Annotated in this window: 12 protein-coding genes; 3 read left to right on the top strand and 9 right to left on the bottom strand. The window is 64.6% G+C overall.

The window, feature by feature from the left end; all coding sequences use genetic code 11:
- Nucleotides 1-1,635, bottom strand: a complete 1,635-nt coding sequence (locus tag CG50_RS03455; RefSeq protein WP_051909438.1) for a PAS-domain containing protein — start codon at nucleotides 1,633-1,635, stop codon at nucleotides 1-3.
- An 88-nt stretch (nucleotides 1,636-1,723) separates the two neighbouring features.
- Nucleotides 1,724-3,103 (bottom strand): sensor histidine kinase RegB, encoded by a 1,380-nt coding sequence (gene regB, locus CG50_RS03450; protein WP_036635279.1) that lies wholly within the window; start codon nucleotides 3,101-3,103, stop codon nucleotides 1,724-1,726.
- Nucleotides 3,104-3,248: 145 nt separating this feature from the next.
- Between regB and CG50_RS03445 the strand changes: the two genes are divergently transcribed.
- On the top strand, nucleotides 3,249-3,806 hold the full coding sequence (locus CG50_RS03445; protein ID WP_036635276.1) for an ActR/PrrA/RegA family redox response regulator transcription factor: 558 nt from the start codon (nucleotides 3,249-3,251) through the stop codon (nucleotides 3,804-3,806).
- 107 nt (nucleotides 3,807-3,913) lie between these two features.
- Here the strand turns inward: CG50_RS03445 and CG50_RS03440 are convergent, their stop codons facing one another.
- From CG50_RS03440 to CG50_RS03415, 6 genes are all read right to left on the bottom strand, one after another.
- Nucleotides 3,914-4,693, bottom strand: a complete 780-nt coding sequence (locus CG50_RS03440) for a DUF1217 domain-containing protein (protein ID WP_245615581.1) — start codon at nucleotides 4,691-4,693, stop codon at nucleotides 3,914-3,916.
- A gap of 44 nt (nucleotides 4,694-4,737) precedes the next feature.
- Complete coding sequence (gene flbT / locus CG50_RS03435; protein WP_036635272.1) at nucleotides 4,738-5,142, bottom strand: flagellar biosynthesis repressor FlbT; 405 nt, start codon at nucleotides 5,140-5,142, stop codon at nucleotides 4,738-4,740.
- Complete coding sequence (gene flaF, locus CG50_RS03430; protein ID WP_036635269.1) at nucleotides 5,139-5,516, bottom strand: flagellar biosynthesis regulator FlaF; 378 nt, start codon at nucleotides 5,514-5,516, stop codon at nucleotides 5,139-5,141. The genes flbT and flaF overlap by 4 nt, the downstream gene beginning before the upstream one ends.
- 83 nt (nucleotides 5,517-5,599) lie before the next feature.
- Complete coding sequence (locus CG50_RS03425; RefSeq protein WP_036635267.1) at nucleotides 5,600-6,790, bottom strand: flagellin; 1,191 nt, start codon at nucleotides 6,788-6,790, stop codon at nucleotides 5,600-5,602.
- A 209-nt stretch (nucleotides 6,791-6,999) separates the two neighbouring features.
- Nucleotides 7,000-7,368: a hypothetical protein gene (locus tag CG50_RS03420; protein WP_036635265.1), complete on the bottom strand. Its 369-nt coding sequence runs from the start codon at nucleotides 7,366-7,368 to the stop codon at nucleotides 7,000-7,002.
- Nucleotides 7,361-7,777 carry a rod-binding protein gene (locus CG50_RS03415; protein ID WP_394297131.1) on the bottom strand — a complete coding sequence of 139 codons (417 nt, stop codon included), beginning with the start codon at nucleotides 7,775-7,777 and terminating at the stop codon, nucleotides 7,361-7,363. Before CG50_RS03415 ends, CG50_RS03420 begins: the two co-directional genes overlap by 8 nt.
- 1,273 nt (nucleotides 7,778-9,050) lie before the next feature.
- On the opposite strand from CG50_RS03415, the gene CG50_RS17010 reads away from it, so the two are divergent.
- Both CG50_RS17010 and CG50_RS03405 read left to right on the top strand, forming a co-directional pair.
- Nucleotides 9,051-10,046: a flagellar hook-length control protein FliK gene (locus CG50_RS17010; RefSeq protein ID WP_161785379.1), complete on the top strand. Its 996-nt coding sequence runs from the start codon at nucleotides 9,051-9,053 to the stop codon at nucleotides 10,044-10,046.
- A 12-nt stretch (nucleotides 10,047-10,058) separates the two neighbouring features.
- Complete coding sequence (locus tag CG50_RS03405; protein WP_051909434.1) at nucleotides 10,059-10,727, top strand: flagellar hook capping FlgD N-terminal domain-containing protein; 669 nt, start codon at nucleotides 10,059-10,061, stop codon at nucleotides 10,725-10,727.
- A 358-nt stretch (nucleotides 10,728-11,085) separates the two neighbouring features.
- Here the strand turns inward: CG50_RS03405 and ubiB are convergent, their stop codons facing one another.
- The gene (ubiB, locus tag CG50_RS03400; protein WP_036635258.1) at nucleotides 11,086-12,636 is read right to left on the bottom strand and encodes a 2-polyprenylphenol 6-hydroxylase; all 1,551 of its coding nucleotides are present in this window, start codon (nucleotides 12,634-12,636) and stop codon (nucleotides 11,086-11,088) included.
- Between the last annotated feature and the right edge of the window lies 1 nt (nucleotide 12,637).

Raw genomic sequence — 12,637 nt, 5'->3', positions numbered from 1 at the left:
TTAGCGCGCTGCCCGGGCGACCTCAATCGGCGGCGGGACGGGCGGGTCGGGGAGAGAGGCGACCTCCGCCGACAGATCGCCCGCAGGCGGGACCACCTTCGTTTCTGACGCCGTTGCCGGCAACGGGGTGAAGCGCGCCATGGTCGCCCCGCCGGGAAGTGGCGTCAGACAACAGGCGAGGTGCTGCCCTCCGGCCAGGCACAAAACACCCGCGGTCTCGGTCCGGAGAGCCGTGCGGGCGCGCCGTTCCTGCACCTGCTGCCAGAAGCTGTCCGGCCCGCTGAGCTGGCGCCAGCCGAGCAGGGCCGCGGCGAAGGTCGTGCGGCCGAGCCCGCTTTCGGCATCGGTGCGCCACAGCCGGTCATAGGCGGCGTTCGACATCACCAGCTCGTCGGTGGAGCCGAAGATTGCGATGGCCTCGTCGAGGCGGTCGAGCACAGCCTGACCCAGCTCCAGTTCGGCGCGGAACCGGCGCATCACCGCAACCTCAGAGGTGATATCCTCGAACAGGAAGGCGACGGCGCCGTCGGGATGCGGTCGGCCGGTGACGCGATAGGTCTGTCCGCGCGGCAAGGTCCAGGTTTCGGAATGGAACCCCGAGGCGGCGGCCTTTTCCAGATCGGCCATGTGCTGGCGCCATCCGGTGTAATCGCGCGGCTCCGGCACCATGCGGGTCTCGCGCAGCCGGTCGAGAAAGGCGTGCAGCGTCGGTCGGCCCAGCAGGAAATCCGGCGGCAGCATCGTCAGTTCGGCCAGTGCCGGATTGAACAGTTGCAGCTGACGGCGGCGGTCGAACACCGCAAGGCCGATCGGCAGGTCGGCAAAGGTCTTCGACAGGGTCTGGATGAAATCGCGCAGCGACCGTTCAGCCCGCACCAGCGCATCGGCCGGCATCGCGTAGCGGATCCGCCCCTCGCCGAGGGGGTGGCTGTAGCCTTCGAACCACAGGGCCTTGTCCTGCGCTCCGGCGAGCGAGATCCGTTGCTCCGTCGCCTCGGCCTCGAGATCGGGAAACAACTGCGGCAGTGGCCAGGTGATACCGATGCCGTCCTTGTCCAGAGCCTCGGCGCGCAAAACGTAGCTACGATTCGCCCAGGTCACGGCCCCTCCCGCATCCTCGCGCCAGGCCAGTGCGGGCAGATCGTCGAGCACGCGCCGGGTCAGGTCCAGCTCGTCTTCGATCGCACGCAGCGACAGCCCGTCAACCAGCGCCCCGCTGCCCTCGGCGTCACGATCGAACAGGGTGATGCGGGCCAGCCCCTCGACCTCCTCGGCGCAAAGGCGCAGGTCTCCGGCGTCACTGCGCGAGGTCATCTCGATCCGGCCGATGCGGCCAAGAGACTGCATTCGTTCGCAAAAACCTTCAAACCGCGGGGCGAGAACCGCCGTGAGCCGGGCCCAGTCCGTCGCGCCTGCGGGGGCGGTTTCCAAAAGCGCGCGTGCCGGCCCCGTGGCATCGACAAGCTGGTGATCGTCGAACAGGAAGACTGCGGGCTCCAGTTCCGGCAAGGTGCTGCGGGCGGGGCGGCGGGCCTGCATCCGTTGCGTGACCAGCGAGGCCACGATCAGGGCGATCGCCGCAGAGCCGACCGAGGTCACCGCGATCAGAAGCGCCTCGAACCACTGGATCGACATGTCTGACCTCGCCTGTGGAACCCTTCGGGGGTCATCTTCGGCGAGAATTGCTTAACAGGTCGTTAAACCCCGGGATGAACGGCGGCGGTCAGTCGACGATCTGGCGGTTCTCTCCCAGAGGGCCCTGGGCGACGCTCAGGTGTTCGATCGGCCAGCGCAGTTCGACTTCGGCGCCCGACCGGCACGGGCCGCCCTCGGCCGGGGGGGGAGCGCTGACGTTGCAAAAGCGCAACCGCGCTCCGGTGCGCTCGAGAAGCGTCTTCGCGATGAACAGACCAAGGCCCATGCCCTCGTATTCCGGGCGCTGGCTGCGGTCAGGGTCGCGGGTGTGCAGATAGGGGTCGCCGATACGCGCCAGCACCCCGGGCGGGAAGCCGCGGCCGTCGTCGATGATGCGCACGAAAACCTCGCGGTCGGTCCATTCGCCCTCGATCCAGACGGTGCTGCGGGCGAAGTCGACGGCGTTCTGAATCAGGTTGCGCAGGGCGTGGATCAGCTCGGGCGAGCGGTGGACGACGGGCTGACGCTCCTGCCCGCCGGGGCCGGGAGCGAGATCGAAGATCAGCTCCTTGCCGCGGTCGGAATGGGGTTCGGCTGCCTCGCGCAGCACGGTGACGAGCGGCGCGGTGCGCATCTGCATGTCATCCTTGCCGCTGCGGCCCATCGAGCGCAGGATATCGCGGCAGCGGTTGGCCTGATCGCGGATCAGCAGCGCATCGTCGCGCAGCTCCGGGTCGTCGGCCAGCTCGTCGGCCAGTTCCGAGGAGACCAGCTTGATCGTGGCGAGGGGGGTGCCGAGTTCATGTGCCGCGGCCGCCACCACACCGCTGAGATCGGTCAGTTTCTGTTCGCGCGACAGGGCCATCTGCGTCGCCACCAGCGCCTCGGCCATGGCGCGGATTTCCAGCGCGATGCGATGCGCGTAAGCGCCGAGGAACACCACCCCGGTCATGATTGCGACCCAGAAGCCGAACTCGATTTCGTCCGGCACCCGAACGACGGTGCCCGAATGGGTGATCAGCGGCAGATGCAGCCCCGCGACCAGGCTGATCATCGAGATCGTCGAGATCCCGATCAGCACTGTCGGCCGGGTGTCGAGCGCGGTCGCCGCAATGGTCACCGGCACGAGAATCAGAAAGGCGAAAGGGTTGTTCAGACCGCCGGTCAGCGCCAGCAGGACCGACAGCTGTGCCGTGTCGAACAACAACGTCAGCGTCATCTCGGCTTCGCTCAGCCGGCGGGTGGCGGGAAAGGCGATGATCGCCGTCAGATTCACCGCGACCGAGGCCCCGATCGCCATGAAACACATCGGCAGATCCAGTGCGATATCATAGAGCAGCCATGCCGCGATCACCGCGGCGCTCTGGCCGAAGACGGCGATCCAGCGCAGGTAGATCAGCGTGCGCAGCCGGATCCAGTCCTGCTGCCCAGTTGCGCGCCACAGCCCCTTGCTCCGGTCTTCCGGCATCCTTGCCCCCTGACTGTCTCCCCCGGTCCGGTGGGGGTGCACCGGTGATAGCCACGCAAGCCTTCCGGATCAACGTATGCGCATCGCGCAATTTGACCCCATCGCGCCGAGGGCTTAGTGTTCGGCAATCAATTTGGGGAACCGCATGTCCGAAGAGGAAATTGCTGAAGAGCTCGGCGAGGACCGGTCGCTGCTTCTCGTCGACGATGACGTTCCGTTCCTGACCCGGCTGGCACGGGCGATGGAAAAGCGCGGCTTCGTGACCGAGACAGCGGAAAGCGTGGCCCATGGCAAGGAGCTTGCTGAGCGGATGCCGGCGGCCTATGCGGTCGTCGATCTGCGGCTTGAGGATGGCAGCGGTCTCGAGGTGGTCGAGTTGCTGCGTGCGAAGCGGCCCGATGCGCGGATCGTGGTGCTGACGGGGTATGGCGCCATCGCTACGGCCGTCGCGGCGGTCAAGATGGGGGCGGTGGATTATCTGTCGAAGCCCGCCGATGCTCATGATATCACCAACGCATTGCTGGCCCGCGGCGGAGATCTGCCGCCGCCGCCAGAGAATCCGATGAGCGCCGACCGCGTTCGTTGGGAGCATATCCAGCGGGTTTACGAGCTGTGCGACCGCAATGTTTCGGAAACCGCGCGGCGGCTGAACATGCACCGCCGCACATTGCAGCGGATTCTGGCCAAGCGCAGCCCGCGCTGAGGTCTCTCTCATCCTGGTTCGGCGCCAGCCAGCGCAAGCTGATCCAGAATGGAAAATGCGGTGCGAGAAGCCGCGGGACCAGTCAGCTAGCCGCGCGATCATGCGGGCTAGAGCAGCAGGGACAGGATGTTGGTTCCGCCGGACGCGCGGCTGACCTGCAGAATTTGTAGTGCCGGCGAGTTGGCCACCGTCGTGCCATTTTCGATCTGATCGCGGATCAGGTAGTTGCGGGTCATCTTGTCCATCGTCTTGCCCGAAGCCAGCTGCGCCACCGCGTCCGATCCGAAAACAGCTCTCGCCTTGGCCTTGTAGATGTCGAGTTGCCGGTCCACGTCGAGCGCCGCAATACTGTCGGGCAGGCCGAGGGCGCCTTGCATATAGGCGCTCAGGGGCTCTGACCCGATGATCTGATACCAGAGGGTATTGTTCGTGGCCCCCGATGCGGCCATCTCTGGCAGGCTGCGTTCGGCATTAAGAGCAATGCGCATCGCGTCGTTCTGTGCCCCAACCGCGGTTTCGAAGGCGCGGGTCTCGAATTTTTTCAGGATGGTGTCGGCAAAGCCGGGCTCCGAAGTCCGGGGTGTCTCGCCCGGTCCAAAACCGAAGGCTGCGGAAAGTGCCTGATAGCTTTTGTCGGTAAGCTTGTTCGCAAAAGACTTCGGGTCGGTCGTGCCCTCCGACAGAACCTTGCGGATGAAATAGGTGCTGCGAATGTCCTCGTCGAGGCCGAAGGCCCCCAGTGCGACGGAGAGCAAGCGGTAGTCCGAAACCAAGTCCTGCGCCGAAGTGACCGAGCCGATTTTTTTTCGGAAGTAGGCTTCGGTTGTCTGTATCTGGGCTGACTCTGCGAAGGCGGCTTTCTGCCGCTCCATCGTCTGGGTCAGCATTTTCCAGCCTGCGTAGCCACTCAGCGGAAGGGCGACGGAGTAACTCATGTCTGGCCGGCGGCCATGATCCGCTCCTCCCGGGGCAAGAGGGTTCGCAGAGCTTTCAGCACCATGTAATGCTGGTCCTGCAGCACGAAGCTGGTGGCCTGAGCCAGATGTTTCCGGCTGTCGGGATCGAGGAGAACCTGACTGAGCTGCTCGATCCCGCGCAGCAGCTGCAGTCGCGCATCGTCCGGGGTTACGTCGCCCGACAGGACCAGTTGGGCGATATAGCAGACACGGCGCACGGGTGTGTTCACCTCGGCCGGGTGAATCGCGTCACGCAGCCGAAGGATATTTGCGTTCGGAGTCATAATCGCCAGACGGGACCGCTTGTCGCCGTTTTCGATGACGGCGCCGTTGATCAGAACCCGCTCCTTCGGGGCCAGCTTCAGGACAAGGCCGGTCATTTTGCCTCCCCCTCTCGCCTGAGGCCACGCATGACCGAAGTATTGATTTCGATCAGGACATCCGCAGTTGCGGTGCCGTGCAGGACTTTCTGGCTGTGGCGCCGGGTGAATTCCGCCAGATAGGCGATCCGGCTGCGCAGATCCTGGGGCAAGCCGTTTTCGGGCAGGCTGACGTCGGCGTTCAACCGGGCCCAGAGGGTTCGATTGTCATGAACCGCTCCGACGAGGCCGGGGTAGTCGCTGGCAGCACAGCCAGCCGCGGCGCGCAATCGCCGGGTAATACGGGCAAAGACCTCGTATTCGGCATCGCGGGCGGTTCGCAGGGGTTGTTCGGGGTTTGCATAGGCCGTTTTGGCCATGAGGCTGGCATTCACGGGAAGAATTCCTTCTGTGTGATGCAGAAAAGCGGCTTTGCCGCGGACGGTGGAGGCGCCTGCTCAGGCGCCTCCGCGCGTTATTACTTGAACAGCGACAGGATCGTCTGCGGCTGCTGGTTGGCGATCGACAGGGCCTGGATGCCCAGCTGCTGCTGAGTCTGCAGAGCCGTCAGGCGGGCCGAGGCCTCTTCCATGTCCGCATCGACGAGCGATCCGATGCCGGTGGTCATCGCATCGGACAAGGTCGACATGAAATCGGCCTGATCCGACAGCTGGGTTTCGGTCGAGCCATAATAGGAGGCCACGGCCGTCGCCTGCGAGATCAGCGCGCTGAGCTTCTCGACCGACGCCGCAGCCGCAGTCGAGGTCGAGACGTCCAGCGTTGCCAGATCGGTCGACCCGGCATTGGCATACTGACCGGTCACCGACAGCGCGGTGCCGCCGGTATTCGACAGCGACAGCGTATCCGCACTGGTATCGTCGTAATCGACCGTCAGCCCGCTTATGCCGAGCGATTCGATTGCGCTTTTCAGGCCGGTCGCGACCAGCGCGGACGGCGAGGTCGACGCCATGTCCTCGGCGCTCAGCGTATAGCTGACCTTTTGCCCCGAGATCGTCAGCGACACGGTGTCACCGGCGGCGAGGGTCGAGGTGTCGAACGTGATATCGCCGGTTCCCGTCGTGGCATCGAGCGTCATCGCGAAGGTGTCGCCGGTGGCGCTGGCACCGGTGGTGCCGGTGAACGCCGACTTGGCGACATAGGCGCCGTTCAGCAGATCTTTCGCCTCGACTGTCAGCGAGGACGTCGTGATCGTGTTGCCCGAGCGAGAGAAGGACGACAACATGCTCATCCCCGAGGAGCTGCCGTCGAGCAGGTTGAGGCCGTTGAACTGCGCGCTGCCGATCACCGACTTGATGCTCTCGGCGAGCTGCCCCATCTGCTCCGTCAGAGTGGAGTGATCGACGTTGTCCGAGCTGGCATTGACGGCGATTTCCTGCATCGACTGCAGTTTCGACACGACGCTTTCGGCCGCCTGACGGGCCACCGAGACCGTCGACTGCCCCAGATTGAGGCTCGAAGTGATCGAATCGATGGTGGAGACGTCGGTTTCCATCACCTTCGAGATCGACCACACGGCGGCATTGTCCTTCGCGCTGGAAATCGCCTTTCCGGTCGAGATCTGATTTTGCGTGTCGGAGAGGTTACCGTTGATCGACTTGAGCGTCTGCAGCGCAACCATCGCGCTGGAATTCGTCAGAATGCTGGTCATCTTGCATATCCTTGTATCGGCGCTTCGCGCCGGTTGATACAGCCGGCCTTGCCGGCAAAAGGGGCGTTCTGACCCATGCGGAGTGGTAACCTGCCGCGCCACCGTCCGTTTTGTCCGGTGCAGGGAGATCATTGCGCACGGCCTCCTAACAAAATGCTAAGGCCGCCCGGGTGGGCGGCCAGAAGTGCATCGCATTTTCAGGAATTTCCTCAGGCCCGGCGTTCAATCGCCGGAGAATCGAGGCTGATCTGCTGCGACTGACCGTTTCGGTCGTAGGTCGTGCAGCTGCGGACCGAGGCGGCGATCTGTTCGATCCGGCTCCGCGCGGACCGAAAGCCATTCAGTGCGGCCTCGATCAGGCGTTGATTCTCCTCGATGCGACTCCTGAGGGCCGGAATACGGGAGGCCGGCAGGGCCTGCATGTCCGCCATGGCCTTTTCCTTTCGGGCGACCAGATCGCCAAGCCGGGCGAAGTCGCCAGTGCGAATCGCGATCCGTTCGTCATTCAGAAGATCGCGCAGCGCGAGCAGGCGGGGGTCCTCGGCGGCCGGATCCGGTGCCGCGACATGGCTAGTCATCTGTTTGTCCTTTCGCGAGAGATTGAAAGATCGTCTCCGCCAGACCGATCCCCCCGGCGGCAACGGTTTTTTCCGCGTAAGCTTCGCGCAGGAAGGAAGAAAACTGCTCTTCTCCGGCGCCGCCTCCCATGCTTTCCGACACTTTCCCGACACCTGCGGTTGCAAGCATCTGCGACAGGAACGCCGCTTCGAGCTGATTCGCCCGGTCCCGCAAGACAATGTTGCGCGGATCCCGGGCCCGGGCGGGCTCATGCCCTGCAGGGGCGCCGGAGATTGGTGAGATCATCTGAAATTGCCTCCGATTGAGCCGGTATTCCGTCAGCTTGCGGTCAAGCAGTAAAGAAGTGGTAATCTTCCGATGCGACTCTGAGCTTGTAACAAAAGATGTCGCAGGACCGATGGACAGCATTCTTCCGATGGATCCACTCGCTTTGCCCTCCTGCACCGGAGGACGGACGGCTGCGGGAGAGGGTGCGGCTTGTCCGGCTGCGGGAAACGACTTTGCGCTGGTGTTTGGAGGGACGGAGCCCCTTGCCGCCGGGCCTGTGCCGGTCGCGGCTGAAGAGGCGAAGCCGGACGTCGCAATGTCATCTGTGGGCAACTTCCCCGAGCCGGACGGAGAAGAAACGGTGTTTTCGGCCGGATCTGCGGCATGGCTGCATCGGGGACGGAGCGACGATTCCACTGAATTGTCCTGGACAAGGGACGATGCGCCCGGAGATGGCGATCGCGGCGGCATCGCTCTTCCGGCGGTTCTCGTTCCGGCGATTTTGGACGCACGAAACATGGCGACCGCGGGTCCGGGAACGCCTGCGCCTTTTGCTCCCGGACCGGCAGCGGACAAAGATGTTCCGGGCAGTGTGACGGGTCTGCCTTTCGTGCGGGGTGGGGGACGGTATCCACCACCCGACGGGCATGTCGCGGAGCGGGATCTCCTGACGACGGCTGTCTCGTCTCAGCAGGCGCAGTCCCTGCCATCGTGGGCGGCAATGGATGGTTTCGCTTCGCCCCCGGCCGTTGAGCGGCCGACAGTGGATCGGAACTGGGAGGACCTCGTTTCCCATGCGTCTTCCGGCGATGTTTCGGTTCCGGTAGGCGTGGGCCGACCGGCTGTCGAAATCGCGCAGCACTATCCTTTGCTTGCCGACAGCACAGCATTCGCGCGGCCACAAGACCGGAACCGCATGGTTCCGGCGTTTGGCGTTTCCGCCCCGATGCACTTTCAGGCCTCGTCTTCTGGTTCCGAAACCGTCCGGGCCGGGGAGGCCCGTCAGGCGTTGACCGATCCGCAACCGCCAGGCACGCCGCGCGGTGTCAGTCCGTTGTCGCTCTCTTCTGCTTCGGAGGCGGTGTCTTCACCGATCATCATTCCGAACTCCTCGGGAGTTGCCGGGCAAATATCGGGCGTTGCTGCAGTCGGGGGGGCGTTCCCGGAAAGCCCGGTGCGCATGACTGTTTCCGATCTGGTGGGAGATTCTGGGGTTGGTGCTGTCCGGCGGCCATCCTCGGCTTCGGCGGCCAGACCGGAGGCCGTTGCCTTGCCCGTATCGGGATCCGATTCTGCTGTATGGCGCGGACGCGTGGTGGCGGTAAATGATCTCCCTGCCGCTCTCGTCGATGAGACGCCTGCCCCGTCCTTCGGTTCAGGGGCGGCTTACGTTGTCGCGTCGTCAAAACCGGACATGTCCGAAACCCAGACGGCACGGATGCCGGAAAGTCGGATGGAGGGGCGTGCCCCCGAAGGGGCGGCCGCATCGCCGGTGCCGCCGGCTTCGGTGGCACCGGCGATGCGCGTTCAGCTGCATGTCACCGCTGCTTCGCCTCGGCCGATGGAGGTGGACGGCCGCCCGGACGATCCGGTCAGAACTCCGAGCGGGGTTTCGGCCGTGGCATCGCCCGTGCCGGATGCTCTGTCGCGATCCGTCTCCGCGGTGCGGGGCGAGGCGGGCGATATGGCCGTCGCCGGCTCGCTGCCGCAGTCCGGACTGCCGGTGCAGATGCCGCCTGATGTCGTGTTCACACCTCCGACTTCCGGTGAACGCCCTGCCAGCGGACCTGGCATCGCGACGGCTTCCGGTCATGTCTTGGGGGAAGAGGCCGGTCCCGATGTGCAAGCCGTGGCCTCTTCGGCGGCCTTTTCAGAGAGAGCTGTCGACGTTTCGGCGGACGATTCGGTCGAAATGCCGTCTGATCGTGCCGCCGGGAGCGTCCCCCTTCCCGGCACGATCGATCCGTCGACAAGCAAGGCTGCCGCCGTTTATGGCCGAGAGGCTGCTGCCGCACCGCCGGCCGTATCGCATCAGATTCTGGAGAAAATCCTTCATGCCGCGTCGAGCGACCGGATCGAGATAACTCTGGCCCCGGCCGATCTGGGCAAGCTTCGCCTGTCGTTGCATGCGACGGATGGAGGCGTCTCGGTCGTGGTCGAGGCTGAACGGCCCGAAACCCTCGATCTCGTGCGCCGGAATGCGGATTCGCTTGCCCGCGATCTGCGCGACATCGGCTATGGTCAGGTTACGTTTTCCTTCGGTGGGCAGGATAGTCCGGGCGATCAGCGCCCCACGAATTTGGCTTCCGCCGATTTCGCCGTGCCGAGCGAAACCGACGCTATGCCGGAAGTTCCGCCTCCCGTCTCTCATCCCTCTGCCGCCAGCGGGTCTCTGGACCTGCGTATCTGAGAAAGGATTTCCATGACCAGCGTGACATCTTCGACATCTTCGTCCTCGTCTTCCGCCGCAGGCGGTTCGTCGGCGGGTTCGACGATCGTGTCGGACTACCAGACGTTCCTCAAGCTCATGACGACACAGATGCAGAATCAGGACCCGACGGATCCGATGGACAGTTCGCAATATGCGACTCAGCTGGCCACGTTTTCGCAAGTGGAACAGCAGGTGCGCACTAACGACCTTCTGTCGTCTCTGAACGCACAGCTTGGCGGAACCGGCATCGGCCAGTATGCGGGATGGGTGGGGATGCAGGCGCTGGCCGACACCTCTGCCATTTTCGACGGGGTGACGCCATTGACCCTGGCGACCGATGCGTCTTCCGGGGCCGATGCGGCCATTCTGGTGGTCAGAAACAGTGCGGGCACGGTCGTCGATCAGCGCGCGGTTTCGGTCGGCGACAGTTCCTTCGATTGGGATGGGATGACCTCGAACGGCAAGCGGCTTGGCTCCGGGGAGTATTCGTTCCAGCTGCAAAGTTTCAGCAACGGGAAGCTCGTCTCGACTGATGACGTGGCCGTCTATACGCCCATCGTCGAGGTGAGACAGGACAGCGGAGGCACCCCGATTCTGGTGACCGGCAGCGGCAAGGAGATCGGGGTCGAGGAGGTTCAGGCTCTGCGCTCTGGCAGCTAGAGTGTTTCCGAAGGACCTGTGCATGCCATGGCATGCCTGACTTTCAGGGCGGTCCGGGCCGTGGGCGAGGGGAATTCCAGACTAGGGAAGCGATGCCGGGAGGGAGATATCAAGCCGCAGAATTCCCTGAAGAAATTCTTGTGAAATCCCGACGGGAATTACATGTAGCCATATCGGGAAGGCGTCTGTGTTCTCCGACGCGGCCGTTGCCCCACTGGACTGTGCCGTGTTCGCCGTGCCGGGGGAGATCGCTTTCCTTCCGGAAGGAAAGCATGGGACGATCAGGGCATTGCCGGTGATTTGCCCCGTGACGGTCACAGATATGCACCGCCACGGAATTGACCGGGAAGGGCTCTGTTTACGGATGGATGATCTGCCCCGATGCCAGTAATCCGACCGCGACCCCTGCCGCCAGAACCAGCACAACCGCTGCGGTCGACAGAAATACCGTGCTTGCCCGGTGCGTGGCCGGTTTCGGTGCGGGGGCGTCCTTGCGTTCCAGCGCTGTCTGCAACATTTCGGGCAGGCGGGGGGCGAAATGGCTGAGCACCATCGCAGTGCGGCGCATGTCGCGCAAAACCGCACGCGGGCCAAAGTTCTCACGGATATAGCGCTCGACCACGGGCCGGGCGGTCTCCCACATGTTCAGCGCCGGGTCGAGAGAGCGTGCCACCCCCTCGACCACGACCATCGTGCGTTGCAGCAAGATCAGTTCGGTCCGGGTTTGCATACCGAAACGCTCGGTCACCTCGAACAGATGGGCGAGCAGCCGCGCCATCGAGATCTGCGTGGCGTTCATGCCGAAGATCGGCTCGCCCACCGCTCGCAGGGCGAGGGCGAAGGCGTTCACGTCGCGGTCGGCAGGAACGTAACCGGCCTCGAAATGCACCTCGGCGACGCGGCGATAGTCGCGCTGGATGAAGCCCATCAGGATTTCGGCATAGACGCGGCGGGTATATTCGTCGATCTGCCCCATGATGCCGAAATCGAAGGCGATGATATCGCCGTTCGCCGCGACTTTCAGGTTGCCCTGGTGCATGTCGGCGTGGAAATAGCCGTCGCGCAGCGCGTGGCTGAGGAACAGCTGCAGCACGTTGCGCCCGAGCGCGGCGAGGTCATGGCCCGCGGCCTTCAGCGCGGGGACATCGCCCATCGGCGTGCCCTCGGCCCAGTCCATCACCATGACGCCGCGGCTGCTCATTTCCCAGACTGGGGCGGGCACGCGGAAGTTCGGATCGTTCGCGGTATTGGCGGCGAATTGCGAGGCGGCAGCGGCCTCCAGCCGCAGGTCCAGCTCGCCGAGAACGGTGCTCTCGAAATGGTTCACCACGTCCGACGGGCGCAGCCGGCGCGAGAACGGCGCCAGAAATTCGATCATCCCGGCGGCGAAGTGGAAGGCGTCGAGGTCTTTGCGGAAAGCGCGCTCGATCCCGGGGCGCAGCACCTTGACCGCGACATGGCGTCCGTCGGCGGCCAGAACCGCCTCGTGCACCTGCGCGATCGAGGCGGCGGCGACGGGTTCCGAGAATGCGGAGAACAGCGTTTCGACCGGGCGGCCCAGCTCTTCGGCGATGGTGGCCTTGGCGACGGCCACGGAAAACGGCGGCAACTGATCGCGCAGCACGCCGAGCTGGGCGGCCAGTTCCGGCCCCACCACATCGGGGCGGGTCGACAGGATCTGACCGAACTTGATGTAGGCCGGTCCGAGCGCGGTGATCGCCCGCGTCACCGGCGGCAGCGCCGGATCGCCCTTGTAGCCCAGCCATTTGAAGGGCCAGCCCAACACCCGGGCAACCAGTCGCAGCCGCGCGGGAACCTCGAGCGCCTCGAGCACCTCGCGCATGGCGCCGGTGCGCTCGAAGGTGGCTCCGGTGCGGATCAGTCGCCAGATGTTGTGCGGGCCCCTCACG

The sequence above is a fragment of the Paenirhodobacter enshiensis genome (genome assembly GCF_000740785.1).
GTDB lineage: Bacteria > Pseudomonadota > Alphaproteobacteria > Rhodobacterales > Rhodobacteraceae > Rhodobacter > Rhodobacter enshiensis.
The sequence above is the reverse complement of the archived record's forward strand: the minus strand, read 5'-3'. Positions and strand labels throughout refer to the sequence as shown.